The organism is Micromonospora sp. NPDC052213, from assembly GCF_040679695.1.
Lineage (GTDB): Bacteria > Actinomycetota > Actinomycetes > Mycobacteriales > Micromonosporaceae > Micromonospora.
The window spans coordinates 1-16937 of record NZ_JBFAVI010000150.1 but is presented as its reverse complement, the minus strand read 5'-3'; the positions used below and the strand labels follow the sequence as shown (position 1 = coordinate 16937).

General features: G+C 74.5%; 17 protein-coding genes. 14 read left to right on the top strand and 3 right to left on the bottom strand.

Annotation, left to right across the window (positions count from 1 at the left end; genetic code table 11):
• The coding region (locus tag AB0L34_RS26560) for a serine/threonine-protein kinase (protein WP_363707570.1) at positions 1–871 on the bottom strand (871 nt) is incomplete at its 3' end.
• A 528-nt stretch (positions 872–1399) separates the two neighbouring features.
• On the opposite strand from AB0L34_RS26560, the gene AB0L34_RS26555 reads away from it, so the two are divergent.
• The 10 genes from AB0L34_RS26555 to AB0L34_RS26510 all read left to right on the top strand — a co-directional run bounded on the left by AB0L34_RS26555 (position 1400) and on the right by AB0L34_RS26510 (position 9036).
• Positions 1400–2029: an RNA polymerase sigma factor gene (locus AB0L34_RS26555; RefSeq protein WP_357464413.1), complete on the top strand. Its 630-nt coding sequence runs from the start codon at positions 1400–1402 to the stop codon at positions 2027–2029.
• 15 nt (positions 2030–2044) lie between these two features.
• Positions 2045–2809, top strand: coding sequence for a hypothetical protein (locus tag AB0L34_RS26550; RefSeq protein WP_363707568.1), 765 nt, complete (start codon positions 2045–2047; stop codon positions 2807–2809).
• A 141-nt stretch (positions 2810–2950) separates the two neighbouring features.
• Positions 2951–4186: an ergothioneine biosynthesis glutamate--cysteine ligase EgtA gene (gene egtA / locus AB0L34_RS26545; protein WP_363707566.1), complete on the top strand. Its 1236-nt coding sequence runs from the start codon at positions 2951–2953 to the stop codon at positions 4184–4186.
• A gap of 35 nt (positions 4187–4221) precedes the next feature.
• Complete coding sequence (egtB, locus tag AB0L34_RS26540) at positions 4222–5520, top strand: ergothioneine biosynthesis protein EgtB (RefSeq protein WP_363707572.1); 1299 nt, start codon at positions 4222–4224, stop codon at positions 5518–5520.
• Positions 5521–5533: 13 nt separating this feature from the next.
• Positions 5534–6280 (top strand): ergothioneine biosynthesis protein EgtC, encoded by a 747-nt coding sequence (gene egtC, locus AB0L34_RS26535; protein ID WP_363707564.1) that lies wholly within the window; start codon positions 5534–5536, stop codon positions 6278–6280.
• A 41-nt stretch (positions 6281–6321) separates the two neighbouring features.
• Positions 6322–7287: an L-histidine N(alpha)-methyltransferase gene (gene egtD, locus AB0L34_RS26530; RefSeq protein WP_363707562.1), complete on the top strand. Its 966-nt coding sequence runs from the start codon at positions 6322–6324 to the stop codon at positions 7285–7287.
• A gap of 244 nt (positions 7288–7531) precedes the next feature.
• Complete coding sequence (locus AB0L34_RS26525) at positions 7532–8119, top strand: TMEM165/GDT1 family protein (protein ID WP_357464423.1); 588 nt, start codon at positions 7532–7534, stop codon at positions 8117–8119.
• A 38-nt stretch (positions 8120–8157) separates the two neighbouring features.
• The gene (locus AB0L34_RS26520) at positions 8158–8520 is read left to right on the top strand and encodes a DUF1622 domain-containing protein (protein WP_363707560.1); all 363 of its coding nucleotides are present in this window, start codon (positions 8158–8160) and stop codon (positions 8518–8520) included.
• A complete protein-coding gene (locus AB0L34_RS26515; protein ID WP_363707558.1) occupies positions 8517–8804 on the top strand; it encodes a hypothetical protein in 288 nt (95 codons plus the stop codon). Before AB0L34_RS26520 ends, AB0L34_RS26515 begins: the two co-directional genes overlap by 4 nt.
• A gap of 34 nt (positions 8805–8838) precedes the next feature.
• Positions 8839–9036: a hypothetical protein gene (locus AB0L34_RS26510; protein ID WP_363707556.1), complete on the top strand. Its 198-nt coding sequence runs from the start codon at positions 8839–8841 to the stop codon at positions 9034–9036.
• A 117-nt stretch (positions 9037–9153) separates the two neighbouring features.
• Here the strand turns inward: AB0L34_RS26510 and nhaA are convergent, their stop codons facing one another.
• On the bottom strand, positions 9154–10473 hold the full coding sequence (nhaA, locus tag AB0L34_RS26505; protein WP_363707554.1) for a Na+/H+ antiporter NhaA: 1320 nt from the start codon (positions 10471–10473) through the stop codon (positions 9154–9156).
• A 337-nt stretch (positions 10474–10810) separates the two neighbouring features.
• On the opposite strand from nhaA, the gene AB0L34_RS26500 reads away from it, so the two are divergent.
• Positions 10811–12268 carry a polysaccharide biosynthesis tyrosine autokinase gene (locus tag AB0L34_RS26500; RefSeq protein ID WP_363707552.1) on the top strand — a complete coding sequence of 486 codons (1458 nt, stop codon included), beginning with the start codon at positions 10811–10813 and terminating at the stop codon, positions 12266–12268.
• Here AB0L34_RS26500 and AB0L34_RS26495 read toward each other — a convergent pair.
• Positions 12249–12815, bottom strand: coding sequence for a low molecular weight phosphatase family protein (locus AB0L34_RS26495; protein WP_363707550.1), 567 nt, complete (start codon positions 12813–12815; stop codon positions 12249–12251). The genes AB0L34_RS26500 and AB0L34_RS26495 overlap by 20 nt on opposite strands.
• A gap of 159 nt (positions 12816–12974) precedes the next feature.
• Here AB0L34_RS26495 and AB0L34_RS26490 point away from each other — a divergent pair, with 159 nt between their 5' ends.
• From AB0L34_RS26490 to AB0L34_RS26480, 3 genes are all read left to right on the top strand, one after another.
• Positions 12975–14186, top strand: coding sequence for a glycosyltransferase family 4 protein (locus AB0L34_RS26490; protein ID WP_363707549.1), 1212 nt, complete (start codon positions 12975–12977; stop codon positions 14184–14186).
• 208 nt (positions 14187–14394) lie between these two features.
• Complete coding sequence (locus tag AB0L34_RS26485) at positions 14395–16086, top strand: DUF4012 domain-containing protein (RefSeq protein ID WP_363707547.1); 1692 nt, start codon at positions 14395–14397, stop codon at positions 16084–16086.
• Positions 16087–16099: 13 nt separating this feature from the next.
• Complete coding sequence (locus tag AB0L34_RS26480) at positions 16100–16741, top strand: hypothetical protein (protein WP_363707545.1); 642 nt, start codon at positions 16100–16102, stop codon at positions 16739–16741.
• Positions 16742–16937: the final 196 nt, after the last annotated feature.

Genomic DNA, 16937 nt, shown 5'->3' with positions numbered 1-16937 from the left:
CGGCGACGCCGGGGGCGGGCACCATGGCGGTCGCCGCCGACGGGTCGGAGACAGCGGCGCGGGCGGCCTGGGCCATCGCGGCCCCGCTGCTGAACCGGTCGGCCGGATCCTTCGCCAGGGCGCGGGAGACCAGCGCGCGAACGGCCTCCGGGATGTCGTGCGACAGCTCCGGCGGCTCGTCGTCGAGGTGCCGGACGGCGACCTGGAGCGGGTTGTCGCCGGTGAACGGCGGGCTGCCGCTCAGGCAGCAGTAGGTGACGGCGCCGAGGGCGTAGATGTCGGTGGCACCCGAGACCGGCCGGCCGGCGGCCTGCTCGGGCGCCATGTAGAGCGCGGTGCCGGGCACCGCGTTGGTGCTGGTGATGCTCGTGACGTTCGTCGACCGGGCCACGCCGAAGTCGACCAGCACCACGCTGCCGTTCTCCTGCACCAGCAGGTTGCTCGGCTTGACGTCGCGGTGCACGATTCCGCCGAGGTGCGCGGCGTGCAGGGCCTCCGCGACCTGGGCCACGATCGCCATCGTCTCGCCGACGTCGAGCCGACCGGCGGCCTCGATCCGCTTGGACAGCGGCTGGCCGGTCACGAACTCCATGACCAGGTAGTCGGCTCGGCCGCCGTCGGGCAGGTCGTCCTCGCCGCAGTCGAAGACCTGGACGATGCCGGGGTGCCGCAGAGCGGCCATGATCCGTGCCTCGGCGCGGAAGCGGGCGATGAAGTCGGGGTCGGAGACCAGGGCGGGCAGCAGGACCTTGACCGCGACCTGACGGCCGAGGACGAGGTCCTTGGCCCGCCAGACGTCGCCCATGCCGCCCGTGGCGACACGCTCGTCCAGGCGGTACCGACCGCTGAGTACGACCTCCGATGACAACACAGCACCACCGTACCCAGAGCGGCGGAGAACGGCGCGCGGTGAGCGGGCCGGCCCACCGGCGCGACCCGCCCCACGGAGCTCTGTGCGCCGACGGCCGCCTCCGATATGGTGTGACCGCCCGGGGACGCCCCGTGACGAGATTCGCCCGCCGCCGCCGTACGCTGGACGAACGCCCTTTGCCGCGGGCGCAGCGTCCCGGGCGCGCGCCGCGTTACGGCGACCCGCCACCCGATCAGGTAGATAATTCTCACTCTTTTGCCGACCGGGGCCGACTTGTCCGATCGGCCCGGTGCTCCTACCGTTAGCCCGACTCGGGCCCGCCCCACGGCGTCGCCGGCGCCGCCGGCCGTGCCGCCGTGGCGAGAGTCCAGAACTACCGTCCGGGCCGCCGCGGTCCCGGGCGTGACCAGGTCAGCGGGGGGCTGAGGGTGCGGGATCAGGTCCGGGGGCCGGACCGTGCTGGCGTCGCGTACGCCCGGGTGGGTGTGCGCCACCCCGGCACGTCCGGGAAGCGGAGGCGGCGGTCCCGTGTCCGCTGAGCTGAACGACGCGGTCGCGGCGGCGCAGGCCGGCGACGAGGACGGCTTCCGCTTCCTCTACCGCAGCCTCCAGCCCGGTCTGCTGCGGTACCTGACCGCCCTGGTCGGCGCCGACGCCGAGGATGTCGCTTCGGAGACGTGGCTGCAGATCTCCCGCGACCTGCCCAGCTTCACCGGCGGCGAGTTCCGGGCCTGGACGGTGACCATCGCCCGCAACCGGGCCATGGACCACCTGCGGCGGCAACGCCGCCGTCCGTCGCTGCCGGTGCCGGTGCAGGCGCTCAGCGAGCTGGCCGGCGACGCCGACACCGCCGAACGGGCCGGCGAGACCATCGGCACCGAGGCGGCGCTGGCGTTGATCGCCACCCTGCCGCCCCGCGAGGCCGAGGCCGTCCTGCTCCGCGCCGTCATCGGGCTGGACGCCGAGACCGCCGGACGGGTGCTCGGCCGCCGGCCCGGTGCCGTGCGCACCGCCGCCCACCGGGGTCTGCGCCGCCTCGCCGCCCTGATGGCACGCTACGACCTGTCCCAGCCGCCGGCCGACCCCGAGAAAGCCACCCCGCCGCGTCCGCGCGCCGGTCGGCGGCAGGCGCCGCACGCCGAGCCGGCGGACGGTTGACGTGAGGGGAATCAGATGACCTTCCGCCGGCACGAGCGGCCCGCCGACCGGGCCGAGTCCGACCGGCTGCTCGACGCGGCCCGCGCCGGCTCGCCCGACGCCGCCGACCCGGATCCGCTCGCCCGGCTGCTCTCGGCCGCGGCGGCCCCCGCCCGTCCCGGTGAGCTGGCCGGCGAGGAGGGCGCGCTGGCAGCCTTCCGGGCCGCCCGCGCCGCCGCGCCCGCCACCGCCGCCGCGACGCGGCCACCGCGGGGACGCCGGTTCACCGCCGGCGCCGTGGCCTGGGCCGCCGGAATCGCGGTCACCGCGACGGCGGGTGCCGCCTTCGCGGCCGTCACCCTGGACCGCCCCGACGACCCGGCCCCGCCGCCGCGCCCGGCCACGCCGGCACCGGCCACCACGGGTACGGAGCAGGGCGGGTCCACCGGCGCCACCGGCAGTGGCGGCACCCCCTCCGACGCGCCCACCGACGGCTCGCGCGGCCCGTCCGCCGCCCCCACGCCCGGTGCGGCCACCCCCGGCACCCCGGGCGGTGGCGGGCCACGACCGCCGGAGCAGCGCACCGAGCAGCTGTGGGGGCTCTGCCGGGCGTACCTGGCCAAGCCGCCGGCCCAGCGGGAGAACACGCTGGACAGCCCCACGTACGCCGGCGTGGTGACCGCGGCGGGCGGCCGGGAGAACGTCGACGCCTTCTGTCGGGAGCTGGTGCCCGAGGCGGAGTCGAGGAACTCGAGGAGGGCCGAGCCCACGACGGCGGCGTCCCCGGAGGCGACCGGCTGATCGCCCTGCTCGTTCCGGCCGGCCACGCGAAATCCGTCTGTTAGAAACAGAAGTGGTGGGCCGCCGACGCCCTGCCGATGACGGTGGGTGGCGCTACGGTGGCACGGCCCGGAAGTCGGCGCGGGGAAGGGAGCCCGTCCTGTGGTGACGTCGCCGGAACTCGACCGGAGCATCGTCCTGCGGGAGCGCGCCGCAGCCGCGGGTCACCTCGCCCGGATCTGCTTCAAGACCGGCCCGCCGACCCACACGGGCGTCGAACTCGAATGGACCGTGCACGACGCCGCCGACCCCGCCCGCCCCGTCGACGGCGAGCGGCTCCGGGCGGCGCTGGGGCGGCACAGCCCCCCGACCCTCGACCGCGCGAGCCCCGCCGCACCGCTTCGTCACGGTGGCACCGTCACCGTCGAGCCCGGCGGGCAGCTGGAGATCTCCACCGCGCCCCGCACCTCGCTCGCCACCCTCGTCCAGGCCACCGACGGCGACATCGCCCAGCTGCGCGGCCTGCTCGCCGCCGCCGGGCTGGTCCTCGGCCAGAGCGGCATCGACCCCCACCGGCCGCCCCGGGCGGTGGTCGAAACCCCCCGCTACCGCGCCATGCGGCACGTCTTCGACCGGCGTGGCGCCGCCGGCCGGACGATGATGTACAGCACCGCCGGCCTGCAGGTCTGCCTGGACGCCGGAGAGCCGGAGCACCTGCCGGCCCGCTGGGCGACGGTGCACGCGCTCGGGCCGCCCCTGCTGGCCGCCTTCGCCACGGCCGACCGGCACGCCGGCCGGGCCACCGGCTGGGCGTCCGCGCGCATGGCGGCCTGGTTCGCCATCGACCCGGCCCGCACCCGGCCGGTGTGGACGCCGGAGCGGGCCGACGTCGACCCGGTCGCCGACTGGACCGACTACGTCCTCGCCGCGCCGCTGCTCTGCGTACGCGGCGGCGGTCCCGACTGGACGCCGCCGCCGGCCGTCAGCTTCGCCGACTGGGTCGACGGGGCGCTGCCCCGACCGCCGACCACCGACGACCTCGACTACCACGTGAGCACACTGTTCCCGCCGGTGCGCCCCCGGGGCTACCTGGAGCTGCGCTACCTCGACGCACAGCCCGGCCGGGGCTGGGCGGTCGCGCTCGCGGTGGTGGCCGCCCTGCTCGCCGAGCCCGGCACCGTGCACGCGGCCCGCGCCGTCGCCGGCCCGGTGGCACACCGTTGGCGCGCCGCCGCCCGGCACGGCCTGCGCGACCCGGCGCTGGCCGCCGCCGCCGTGGAGCTGTTCGACCTGGCCCTGGCCGCCCTGCCCCGGCTCGGCCTGCCGGCGGCCCTGCACGACGACATCGACCGAGGCGTACGGCGGCGACGGGCCGCCGCGGGGAGGAGGTACGCGTGACCGGAGCGACCACGCAGCGGCCGGGCGCGGAGCAGTTGCGCAGCCGAATCGCGGCGGAGCTGGAACGCACCCGCGCCCGCACGGCGCTGCTGACCGAGGCGGTCGACGAGGCCGACCTGGTGCGGCAGCACTCGCCGCTGATGTCCCCGCTGGTGTGGGACCTCGCGCACGTCGGCAACCAGGAGGAACTCTGGCTGGTCCGGGACGTGGGTGGCCGCGAGCCGGTCCGGCGGGACATCGACGACCTGTACGACGCGTTCAAGCAGCCCCGCCGGGACCGCCCGTCGCTGCCCCTGCTGCCGCCGCAGGAGGCCCGCGCCTACCTGCTCACCGTCCGGGACAAGGTGCTCGACCTGCTGGACAGGGTCGCGTTCACCGACCGCCCGCTGGTCGCCGACGGCTTCGCCTTCGGCATGATCGTGCAGCACGAGCAGCAGCACGACGAGACGATGCTCGCCACCCACCAGCTCCGCACCGGCCCTGCGGTGCTGCACGCCCCGCCGCCGCCGGAGCCGCGGACCCGGGTCGGCGGCGAGGTGCTGGTGCCGGCCGGTGAGTTCACCATGGGCACCGACACCGACCCGTGGGCGCTGGACAACGAGCGCCCCGCCCACCGGGTCCACCTGCCGGCGTACGTCATCGACGCCACGCCGGTGACCAACGGCCGCTACCGCGAGTTCATCGCCGACGGCGGCTACGACGACCCGCGCTGGTGGAGCCCGGCCGGTTGGCGGCACCGCCGGGAGGCGGGGCTCTCCGCGCCGATGCACTGGCGGCGCGACGGCGACGGCTGGGCCTACCGGCGCTTCGGGCGGTGGGCCCCGGTCCGCGACGACGAGCCGGTGGTGCACGTCTGCTACCACGAGGCGCAGGCGTACGCGGCCTGGGCCGGCAAGCGGTTGCCGACCGAGGCGGAGTGGGAGAAGGCGGCCCGCTGGGATCCGGCCACCGGCCGTTCCCGCCGCTACCCGTGGGGCGACGACGACCCCACCGCCGCGCACGCCAACCTGGGGCAGCGGCACCTGTGGCCGGCCCCGGTGGGCGCCTACCCGGCGGGCGCCTCGCCGCTGGGCGTGCACCAGCTCGTCGGCGACGTGTGGGAGTGGACCTCCACCACCTTCCGGGGGCATCCGGGCTTCACCGCGTTCCCCTATCGCGAATACTCGGAGGTCTTCTTCGGCGACGACTACCAGGTGCTGCGGGGCGGGTCGTTCGGCACCGACCGGGCCGCCTGCCGGGGCACCTTCCGCAACTGGGACTACCCGATCCGGCGGCAGATCTTCAGCGGCTTCCGCTGCGCCCGCGACGCCCGGCCCGAGGAGTCCCAGCCGTGAGGACGGCCGCCTGATGTGCCGCCACCTGGCCTACCTGGGGCCGCCGGTCACCCTGCGGGAGCTGCTGTTCGACCCGCCGTACGCCCTGGTGCGGCAGTCCTGGGCGCCGCGCGACATGCGCGGCGGCGGGACGATCAACGCCGACGGCTTCGGCGTCGGCTGGTATCCGGGTTCCGGCGAGCCGGTGCGCTACCGGCGGGCCCAGCCGATCTGGAGCGACCCCACGATCGCGCAGCTCGCGGCGGTCACCTCCGCCGGCGCGGTGCTGGCCGCCGTCCGTTCCGCCACGGTCGGCATGGCGGTGCTCGACGGGGCCGCCGCCCCGTTCGCCGAGGGGCCCTGGCTGTTCAGCCACAACGGCGTGGTGCGGCGCTGGCCCGACACGATGGTCCCGCTCGCCGGCACCCTGCCCGTACGCGACCTGCTCACCCTGGACGCGGCCACCGACTCGGCGCTGCTCTGGGCGCTGGTCCGGCACCGGCTGCGGGCCGGGGTGAAGCCTGCCCGCGCGATCGCCGAGACCGTGACGGCGGTGGCCGCGGCGGCCCCCGGGTCCCGGCTCAACCTGCTGCTCACCGACGGCCACACCGTGGTGGCCAGCGTGGCCGGGCACGCGCTGTCGATCCGCGCGACCCCGGCCTCGGTGCTGCTGGCGTCCGAACCGCACGACGACGACCCCGGCTGGCAGGCGGTGCCGGACGGGCAACTGGTGGAGGCGACCGCGACGGGGGTGCGTCTGCGCGCCCTCGCCGAGGTCTGACCGCCGGCCGACAGGGACGTTCCGACGACGAAGGGGAAGACATGGGCGCCGAGCCGCTGGAGATCCACCTCGAGGAGCAGGACCTTGGTCGCAGCCTGCGGGAGGACGTCCGCGCCGGCCTGACGGCCGAGCCCAAGTGGCTGCCGCCCAAGTGGTTCTACGACGCCCGTGGCAGCGAGCTGTTCGAGGAGATCACGCGGCTGCCGGAGTACTACCCGACCCGGGCCGAACGCGCCGTGCTGGCCGAACGGGCGGGCGAGATCGCCGAACTGACCGGCGCGAAGACGCTGATCGAGCTCGGTTCGGGCTCGTCGGAGAAGACCCGGCTGTTGTTGGACGCGTTCACCCGGCGGGGTGGCCTCGGCACGTTCGTGCCGCTGGACGTGTCGGTCAGCGCTCTGCGCCAGTCCACCGTCGAGATCGCGGCCGACTACCCGGGGCTGCGGGTGCGCGGCATCGTGGGGGACTTCACCCGTCACCTGGACCGGCTGCCGACCGGCGGTCGGCGGCTGGTGCTCTTCCTCGGCGGCACCATCGGCAACCTCCTGCCGGCCGAGCGGGCGCGGTTCCTGGGCGCGATGCGGGACGCCCTGGAGGCGGGGGACTGGCTGCTGATCGGCACCGATCTGGTCAAGGACCCGGCGGTCGTCGTGCCGGCGTACGACGACGCGGCCGGGGTCACCGCCGAGTTCAACCGCAACGTGCTGCGGGTGGTCAACCGGGAGTTGGGCGCCGACTTCGACCCGGAGGCGTTCGCCCACGTGGCGCTCTGGGACCCGGCGCGGGAGTGGATCGAGATGCGGCTGCGTGCGCTCCGGCCGATGCGGGTCCGGGTGCTCGACCTGGCCGTCACCTTCGCCGAGGGCGAGGAGTTGCGCACGGAGGTGTCCGCGAAGTTCCGGCCCGAGGGCATCGCGGCGGAGCTGGCGGCGGCCCGCTTCGCCGTCCACGACTTCTGGACCGACCCGGACGGCCTGTTCGGCGTCACCCTGGCCTGCGCGGAGTGACCGGGACCGGCCGGCCGGCGGCGCGTGACGATCTTCACCCGTGGTGCCCGGCCCGGCCGGTGGTCGGCTACGCTGGGCGGCGCGAAGGGGAGTAGCCCCCAATGTCGTGGTCGACACACTGGTGCGTTCCGCATCCGGCCACGCGGCCTCGTCATCCGGGGCGGGCGAGACCTTCGACTCAGGCTGTCGCAGCCGGGTCGAGGGCGCCCCCGTACCTCCTCCCGGCGTGATCCGGAAGGATGTCATGGAAGGTTTCCTCGTCGCGCTGGTGGTCAGCTTCGGCGTCATCTTCGTCGCTGAGCTGGGCGACAAGTCCCAGCTGATGGCCCTGACCTTCGCCACCCGCTTCAAAACCGTGCCGGTCCTGATCGGCATCACCGTCGCCACCGCCGTCGTGCACCTGGCCTCGGTGGCGATCGGCTACGGGCTCGGCGCCGCGCTGCCGACGGAGTGGATCTCGCTGGTCGCGGGCCTGGCGTTCCTCGGCTTCGGCGCGTGGACCCTGCGCGGGGACACGCTCACCGAGGAGGAGAAGCGCAAGGCCGAGAAGTCCAGCAAGTCCGCCATCGTGGCGGTGTCGGTCGCGTTCTTCCTGGCGGAGCTGGGCGACAAGACCATGCTCGCCACCATCACCCTCGCCACCCAGTACGGCTGGTTCGGCACCTGGCTCGGCTCGACGGTCGGCATGGTGGCGGCGGACGCGCTGGCCATCCTGGTCGGGCGGATGCTCGGCAAGAAGCTGCCGGAGAAGACCATCAAGTACGGCGCCGCCGCGCTCTTCGCCATCTGCGGCCTCTGGCTGATCCTGGAGGCGGTCGCGCAGCTCACCTGACGCCGACTACCGCCGAGCGGGCCGGGTAAGGCCAGCCGGTGGGCGTCGAGGAGGCGCTGCGCCACGGCTACCAGGCCCTGGTCACCGCGGTGGAGATCGCCGGCGCGGTGGTCATCTTCGTCGGCGCGGCCTGGGCGGCGCTGCGGTTCGTGGTCGAAGGGCTGCGACACCGCAGCGCCGCCGTGTTCACCCCCATCCGGCTCTCCCTGGGCCGGTTCCTCACCCTCGGGCTGGAGTTCCAGCTCGCGGCGGACATCCTGCGTACGGCGGTCTCGCCGACCTTCACCCAGATCGGGCAGCTGGCGGCCATCGCCACCATCCGGACCGCGCTGAACTACTTCCTGGGTCGGGAGATCCGCCAGGAGCAGCGGCAGGTGGGGGAGATGGAGCACCGCGGGTGACCCCACTCCTGGCCACCGCCACCACCGCGCTGGCCACGCTCGCCGGCCTGGCGGTGCTGGTCGGCACGCGTTCCTGGCGTTGCGCGCTGCGGGTACTGCTGGACCTGCTCACGGCCGCCGGCCTGCTGCGGCTGGCCGTCGACCAGGGCTGGGCGGCGCTGGCGGCCGCGGCGGCGATCGTCCTGCTGCGCCGGATGCTGTGGGCCGCGCTCACCGACGCGGCGCCGCCACGACTATCGGCGGCCTCCAGCGGGCAAGAGGATCACCACCTACCGTTGCGGTAGGAGGCGAAACCGGAGAAAGCGGGAGGACTGCCACATGAGCAAGCATGACGAGCCGAACGAGTACGGCTTCGCCGGAGACGCCACCGCCCCGCAGCCGCCGGCCGGCGGGCGGGCCGACGAGCAGGACCGGGCGGAGGAGGTGGCGGTGCCGGGCGACGACCTGATGGAGCCGGTCAGCGACGCCCTCGCCGACGAGCAGGAGGAGCGCCGGGAGGCCGAGCGGCGCCGCTGACCCGTCCGGACTCCGGCGGGCCGGTCGCCGTCCCGCCGGAGCCCCGCTCGGCTTCCGGCCGCGGCCTTCCCGGGTCAGCCCCTTGGCCGTCCCGGATCAGCCGCCGGCCGTTCCGGGTCAGCCGTCCCCGCGCTGGTAGACGTCCGGCACGCCGTCGCGGTCGGCGTCCACGAGTTCCGCCTCGGCGATCCGCCGGTAGGCGGCGTTGCGCCGGACCAGCACGACCGCGGCGAGCAGCGCCGCGATCACCGAGCCGGCGAGCACAGCCGCCTTGACGTTGTCGTCGGCCGCGGTGCCGGCGCCGAACGCGAGTTCGCCGATCAGCAGGGAGACGGTGAACCCGACCCCGGCGAGCAGCGCCACCCCGAGCAGGTCGGTCCAGGTGATGTCCTCGGCGAGCCGGGCGCGGGTGAAGCGGGCGAGCAGGAACGTCGAGCCGAAGATCCCGACGGCCTTGCCGACCACCAGGCCGGCGACGACGCCGATCACGATCGGGTCCGTGACGATCGCGCCCAGGTCGGCCCCGCGCAGCGACACCCCGGCCGCGAAGAACGCGAAGACCGGTACGGCGAAGCCGGCGGAGACCGGGCGCCAGCGGTGCTCCAGGTGCTCGGCGAGCCCGTGCGTGCCGCCGTCCCTGCCCAGGACCGGCACCGTGAAACCCAGCAGGACGCCCGCCACGGTGGCGTGCACCCCGGAGGCGTGCACGAGCGTCCACGCGGCCACCGCGAGCGGGATCAGGGCCCACCACCAGGTCCTGCGGCGCTGCACGAGCAGGCCGAAGACCGCGATCGGGACGAGCGCGGCGAGCAGCGGCAGCGGGCTGAAGTCGTCGGTGTAGAAGATCGCGATGACGGTGATCGCGAGCAGGTCGTCGACCACCGCGAGGGTGAGCAGGAAGGCCCGCAGACCCTGCGGCAGGTGGGAGCCGATGACGGCCAGCACGGCCAGGGCGAAGGCGATGTCCGTCGCGGTGGGGATGGCCCAGCCCCGCAGGCCGTCGCCGCCGGCGGCCAGGTTGACCGCGACGTAGATCAGCGCCGGTAGCGCCATTCCGCCGACCGCCGCGACCACCGGCAGGGCCGCCCGCCGCGGGTCCCGCAACTCGCCGACGACGAATTCCCGCTTCAGTTCCAGCCCGACCACGAAGAAGAAGACCGCGAGCAGGCCGTCGGCCGCCCAGGCGGAGAGGCTCAGGTCGAGGTGCAGCCCCGCCCCGCCGGCCCACGGCACCCAGCCGCCGAGGGCCTGGTAGGCGGACTCCCAGGGCGAGTTCGCCCAGACCAGCGCGATCACCGCGCCGAGCAGGAGGAGACCGCCGCCGACCGTCTCGGTCCGCAGCACGTCGGCCAGGAAGCGGGCCTCCGGCCAGGACGTACGCGAGAAGAGTCGGCGGGTCGGGCGGGAGGGGCCGGTGTGCGGGGCGCGGTCGCTCATACGCGATGTCCACCTTGGTGTCGGGGGCAGCAGGGGGCAGCTGCCGACCAGGCTTCCCGGCACACCGTCACCGACCCTATCCATCGCCGCCGCCACCGGCGAGTCGGGGCAGTTCATGGTCGGAAACGTCACGCCCGTTCGTTTCTCCCCCGCGTCCCGGGACACCGCACGCCCGTTTGTCCGGTGGTGGGCCAGGCGCAGATGTCAAGGGGTGAAAATACATAACTCGGGACATAAGTCGTATGAGTCGCTTTAATGGTTTCACGAGATGTAAGTCGACCTTGGGGGTTTTCGTGAAGTTCTTTGGCGTTACCGGCCTGGTACGGAGGCGCGCCTGATGGACCTGTACCGCCAACTCCGCCTCGTGCGCCGGCACTGGTGGATCGTGCTCCTCACCGTCATGGTCGCGCTCGGAGTCACCGCCCTCGTCACCGTCCGGGCCCAGCCCCGGTACGTCGCCTCGGTGACCTTCTTCGTCACCACGCCGAGCCAGGGCGTCACGGACGCCTACCAGGGCGGCCTCTTCCTCCAGCAGCGCGTCAAGTCGTACGCGGAGCTGCTGACCAGCGACCGGCTGGCGCAGAGCGTGGTGGCCGAGAACGCGATCGGACTCACCGCCGAGGAGGTCCAGGATCGCGTCAGCACGTCCACCGAGACGGGCACCGTCCTGCTGCGCGCGTCGGTGACCGACACGGACCAGAACCGGGCACTGAAGGTCACCGAGGCGCTCTCCGCGAAGTTCGTGGAGCTGGTGCAGAAGGTGGAGACGACCCAGGACGGCAAGTCCGGCCCCATCAAGATCGAGGTGGTCAGCGGGCCGCGGGTCAGTTCGAGCCCCGTCTCGCCGCAGCCGGTCCGCAACGTCGTCATCGGGACGCTGCTGGGGCTGCTCGCCGGCGTGGGCCTGGCGATCCTGCGCGGGGTGGCCGACGTCCGGCTGCGCGACGCCGCCGCCCTGCAGCGCACCACCGGCAGCCCGCTGCTCGGTGAGATCCCGTTCGAGAGCACGGCGAAGTCGGAGCCGTTGATCGTGGGCGACGCGGCGAACTCCGCCCGCGCCGAGGCGGTCCGCAAGCTGCGCACCAACCTGCGCTTCGTCGACGTGCACGAGCCCGCCCGGGTCATCGCGGTCACCAGTGCCCTGCAGGGCGAGGGCAAGACCACGCTCTCCTGCAACCTCGCGATCGCCCTGGCCGAGGCCGGCTGGCGGGTGCTGCTGGTCGACGCCGACCTGCGCCGGCCGAAGGTCGCCGACTACCTGGGGCTCGACGCCGGCATCGGGCTCACCGACGTGCTCGTCGGCGACGTCCAGGTCGGCGACGTGGTGCAGCGCTGGGGCGACAAGTCCCTGCTGGTGCTGCCGAGTGGCTCGGCGCCGCCCAACCCCAGCGAGCTGCTCGGCTCGAAGGCGATGGCGGACCTGCTGCTCGCCCTGCGGGAGTCGGCCGACATCGTCATCATCGACACCGCCCCGCTGCTGGCGGTCACCGACGGCGTGGTGGTGGCCGTGCAGGCCGACGGCGCGCTCCTGGTCTCCCAGCAGGGACGCACCTCGCAGACGCAGGTGGCCGCCGCCGCGCGTTCCCTGCACTCGGTCTCCGTCCGGCTGCTCGGCTGCGTGCTGAACATGGCCAAGGTGGCCAAGGCCGAGGCCTACCAGTACGAGGCCTACCGGGTGGTGGCGGCCGGCGGGTCCGCGGACGTGCCGGCCGACCGGGCCAAGACCGCCCGGCACGCGGAGCGGATCGACGGCCGCAGCGACCGCACGCAGGAACTCACCCGGCTGTCCCGATGAGCGCCGCGAGGGGTCGCAGGGACCGTTCGATCTCCTCGGCGCAGCGTCGGAAGTCGGCGGCGGTCCCGCCGATCGGGTCCACCAGGTCGTCCGCGTCGGGAGTGGCGGGTTGCAGCCGCCCCCGGGCGCGGGCGGCCGCCCGGACCGCGGCCCGCACGGGCCCGTCGGCCGGCTCCGCGATCGCGTCGTCCGCCGGATCCGCGGCCTCGGCCAGCCGGGCGAACTGGCGCAGGGTGAACGTCCGGTGCAGCGCCGCCGGCGCGAGCGCGGTGCAGACCGAGCGCTGGCGCCGGGTGGCCGCCAGGACCAGTGTCGCCCCGACCAGGTGCTCCCCGCGCAACCGCCGGGTGCGGAAGCCGCTGGGGTCACCGCCGGCCCACGTCGCCACCTCCGCCGCGTACGGGTGCATCGGCAGGCCGTCGACGGCGTCGGTGCCCGCGCTGGAGACCACGACCGGCTGCCCGGCCAGCAGGCGGCGGGCGAGGTACTCGGCCATCGGGGACCGGCACAGGTTGGCGTGGCAGACGAACAGCACGCGGTCGACCATCTGGACCCCTCTCGTCGGTGCGGGCGCGGGCGACGCCGCGCCGGCCGCCGGCCGTCGGTGCCGGCCGGACGTGGAGGGGATGCGGGCATCGTACGCGGGCCCGACGCGTCCACCACACCGTGCCGCGCCGAACCGCCTGACCCGGACGGAGGCGCGCCGATGAGGATCGGGATCCTGTCCTACCACTTCCCGCCCGAGCCGGCGTTCATCCCGGGCAGCCTCGCCGAGGAACTCGCGGTGCGGGGACACGAGGTGAAGGTGCTGACCGGCTTCCCCGACTATCCCGGCGGGCACGTCTACCCCGGGTGGCGACAGCGCTGGCGTCACGAGACCCGCAGCGAGCGGCTGACCGTCCGCCGGGTCCCGCGCTACAGCGCCGGCGACGGGTCGCTGCGCACGCGGATGGCCGGCTACCTCTCCTTCGCCGGCAGCGCCGCACTGACCGGGCGGCCGTTCCTCGCCGACGTCGACGCGCTCTACGTCCACCTGCCGCCGGCGACCGCCTTCGCCGCCGCGGGCCTGCTGCGGCTGCTGGGCCGGGTGCCGACCGTCGTCCACGTGCAGGACGTCTGGGCGACGGACGAGTCGACCGGCGCCGGGAACGGGCGGTGGGCCGCGCGGATCGGCGCGGCGATGACCCGGGCCTACCGCGCCGCCGACCGGATCGCGGTCTCCGCGCCGTCGCTGCGGGACAGGGTCGTGGCCGCCGGCGCCGACCCGGCCCGGGTGCAGGTGGTGCTCAACTGGACCGACGAGCGGATCTTCCAGCCCGCGCGGCCCAGCGGCGCGGCGCGCCGGCTGGTGCGCCGCGACGACCGCTGCGTGGTGATGCACGCCGGGACCATCGGCGCCCGGCAGGGCCTGGAGACGGCGGTACGGGCGGCGGCGGCGCTGGACCGCACCATGGACCTCGTCCTGGTGGGCTCGGGCGCGGACGAGCGGCGGGTGCGGGGGCTCGCCGCCGAACTGCGCGCCGACAACGTGCGCTTCGTCGAACGCCGGTCTCCGCTGGACATGCCGGAGCTGTACGCCGCCGCCGACTACCAGCTCGTCATGCTGCGCGACCTCCCGGAGCTGCGCAGCGCCCTGCCGGCGAAGCTCCAGGCGGCGTTCTCCTGCGCCGCGCCCGTGGTGGCCTCGGCCGGCGGCGACACCGCCGAGCTGGTGGAGCGGGCCCGGGCAGGGCTGTCCTGCCCGCCGGAGGACTGGGCGAGCCTGGCCGACCGGTTCTGGCTGGCCGCCACCATCCCGCCGCCCGCCCGGGCGGACATGGGCCGGCGCGGCCGGGAGGCGTACCTGCGGGAGATGTCCATGCCGGCGGGCGTGGACCGGATCGAACGCCTGCTGTACGACGCGGCTGCCGGCCGCTGAGCCGCGAGCGACACTCGCGTACCGGCCAATACCGTCATCTACCGGCGAAAACGATCGTTACCTGTTAGGAACAGGCGGAGGAATGGGGTCTTCTGTCCGTTTCCGCGAAGGGACGTGTGGTGTGACGGAGAGCCAGAGAACGCGCCGGCGGCGGGGCCGGTCCCGGCGGCGTCGGCCGCTTCGCCGGGCACTTCTCGCCTGCCTCGTGGTGGGTTCGCTGCTCCTGCTGACGGGCGGCTGGGTGGGCTTCCGGGGCTGGCAGGCCCGCGCCCACCTGCTCAACGCCGCCGGGCTGGCCCGGGAACTCAGCGCCCAGGTGGTCGGCGGCGACACGGCCCGCGCGCAGCGCACCCTGGCCGCGCTCCAGGAGCAGGCGGGCAAGGCCAGGTCGGCGACCGGCGACCCCGGCTGGTGGCTCGGCCGGCACACCCCGTACGCCGGGGACAACCTGGCCGCCGTGCGGCAGATCTCGGTCGCCGTCGACGACCTGGCCCGGCAGGCGTTCCCGCTGCTGCTCCGCGCCGACCTGGCCAGCCTGGTGCCGGCGGGTGGGCGGCTCGACGTGGCCCGGCTGCGGACGGTCTCGGCGGAACTGGCGACCGTCAACGCGGCCGTGCAGGGCACCCGGAGCAGCCTGGCCACGGTGCCCACCGACGGACTGGTGAGCCAGGTCCGGCAGGCACTCGTCGACCTGCGCGGGGAGATCGACCGCCTGGCGGGCCTCACCGCCGCGGCGGACCAGGCCACCCGGCTGCTCCCGCCCCTGCTGGGCGCCGCCGGCCCCCGCACCTATCTCGTGGTGTCCCAGAACCCGGCCGAGCTGCGCGCCACCGGCGGCATGATCGGCGCGTACGCCGTGATCCACGCCGACGACGGCCGGGTCCGGATGGGGCGGCAGGGTGCCAGCAGCGCGCTGGGCAGGTTCCAGCCGCCGTTGAAGGTGCCCGCGGAGGTACGTCACCTCTGGGCCGACCTGCCGGGGATCTATCCGGCGGACGTCAACCTCACCCCGCACTTCCCGACCGCTGCCGCGCTCTACCGGGAGATGTTCCGCCGGCGTACGGGGACCACGGTGGACGGCGTGCTCGCCGTCGACCCGGTGGTGCTGTCGTACCTGCTGAAGGCCACCGGCCCGGTGATGGTGCCCGGCGGCGTCCCGCTGGCCGCGGAGAAGGTCGTCCAGACGGTGCTCGGCGACAGTTACCAGCGGATGGACAACGAGGAGCAGGACGCCTTCTTCGCGGCCTCCGCCGCCGCCGTGTTCGACGCACTGGTCACGAAGAAATATGACCCGAAGGGGCTATTGTCCGCATTTGACCGTGCTGTCACCGAACGCCGGATATTGTTCTGGAGTGCCCGACCCGAGGAGCAACGGACGATCGGCGACAGCCGAATGGCCGGGGTGCTTCCGGAGAAGGACACAGTGCCGACGGTCGGCGTGTTCCTCAACGACGGCAGCGGCGCGAAGCTCGGCTACTACCTCCGGCAGACGGCGACCCTCACCGTCGGCGACTGCCGGACCGACGGCCGCCGGGAGCTCCGGCTCCGGGTCACCCTGCGCTCGTCGGCGCCCAAGTCGGGTCTCAGCAAGTCGGTCCTCGGCCTCGGTCTGGCCGGCGACCCGTACACCGCCCGCACGTTGGTGTCGGTGTACAGCCCCGCCGGCGGGACCGTGCTCACCACCCACCTCGACGGCGTCGAGACGGCGGTGGGCAGCGGCACCGAACGGCGCCGCCAGGTGACCACGGCGAACGTCGAGGTCGGCCCGGGAGACTCCCGCACCTTGGAGGTCACCGTGCTCACCGCGAAGACCGGCGTCGGTACGGCCGAGCTGTGGCTGACCCCCACCGCCACCCCATGGACCACCCAAGTTGTTTCCGCACCAAGCTGTGACCAGTAGGAGGGAACCAATCATGCGGCTATCCCGCATCATCATGGCGCTCGCGGTCGGTCTGGCCGTGGTGGCCGCGCCGTCCGCCGCGGGGGCGGCGCAGCCGCAGCCGGCGCCCGGCGACACCCAACCACCGCCCTACGTGCCTGGCCCCGCGACACTCGCGGTGAGCCCGACGACCGTCGTGGTCGGTCAGACCGCCACGCTGATCGGCACCGGCTGGACGCCGGGCGAGACGGTCGTGATCACCGTCGGCACCGCTCCGCTCGCCGCCGCCGTTCCGGGTGCCGAGCAGGCGCGGCGCAGCAACGGCGAGCTGGTCGCGATGGCGCCCGTCTCGTACCAGCAGGCCCCGCAGCCGAATCCGAGGCGCTGGGAGGTCACGGCCGACGACGAGGGCAACTTCCGCACCACGTACACGCCGCGCCACCACGGCACCTACACCTTCCGCGCCGAGGGCGAGACCTCGGACCGCGTGGCGACCGCGACGCTCACCGTGCTGAAGAAGAAGGAGGACCCTCAGCAGCCGCTGCCCGTCACGGGTGACAGCCTGAGCACCCCGATGAAGTTCGGCGGTGGCCTCGTCGGCGGCGGCGCGGTGCTCCTGCTGCTGTCGCTGGTCTGGCGCAAGCGCCACCGCTTCGGCATGGGAGCCGCGCGCTGACGGTGAGCGCCTTCCGGGCGGGGCCCGGGCACCGCGAAACGGCTGACGCCCGTCGGGAGGTTTCCCGGCGGGCGTCGGTCAGTTCTCTGGCTTTTTCGCTGCGGGTCGTGGTCGTGGTCGCGGTTGGGGTGTTGGGTTGCGGTGCGTGGTGGTGGGGGTGTGGCCCGCCGTGCCCGGCTCCGGGCGGTCAGGCTTG

Coding starts and splice junctions, on each gene's coding strand:
- AB0L34_RS26480 (WP_363707545.1), top strand. CDS start 16,100: ATGCGGCTATCCCGCATCATCATGGCGCTCGCGGTCGGTCTGGCCGTG.
- nhaA (WP_363707554.1), bottom strand. CDS start 10,473: ATGAGCGACCGCGCCCCGCACACCGGCCCCTCCCGCCCGACCCGCCGA.
- egtC (WP_363707564.1), top strand. CDS start 5,534: ATGTGCCGCCACCTGGCCTACCTGGGGCCGCCGGTCACCCTGCGGGAG.
- AB0L34_RS26525 (WP_357464423.1), top strand. CDS start 7,532: ATGGAAGGTTTCCTCGTCGCGCTGGTGGTCAGCTTCGGCGTCATCTTC.
- AB0L34_RS26510 (WP_363707556.1), top strand. CDS start 8,839: ATGAGCAAGCATGACGAGCCGAACGAGTACGGCTTCGCCGGAGACGCC.
- egtD (WP_363707562.1), top strand. CDS start 6,322: ATGGGCGCCGAGCCGCTGGAGATCCACCTCGAGGAGCAGGACCTTGGT.
- AB0L34_RS26550 (WP_363707568.1), top strand. CDS start 2,045: ATGACCTTCCGCCGGCACGAGCGGCCCGCCGACCGGGCCGAGTCCGAC.
- AB0L34_RS26500 (WP_363707552.1), top strand. CDS start 10,811: ATGGACCTGTACCGCCAACTCCGCCTCGTGCGCCGGCACTGGTGGATC.
- AB0L34_RS26495 (WP_363707550.1), bottom strand. CDS start 12,815: ATGGTCGACCGCGTGCTGTTCGTCTGCCACGCCAACCTGTGCCGGTCC.
- AB0L34_RS26490 (WP_363707549.1), top strand. CDS start 12,975: ATGAGGATCGGGATCCTGTCCTACCACTTCCCGCCCGAGCCGGCGTTC.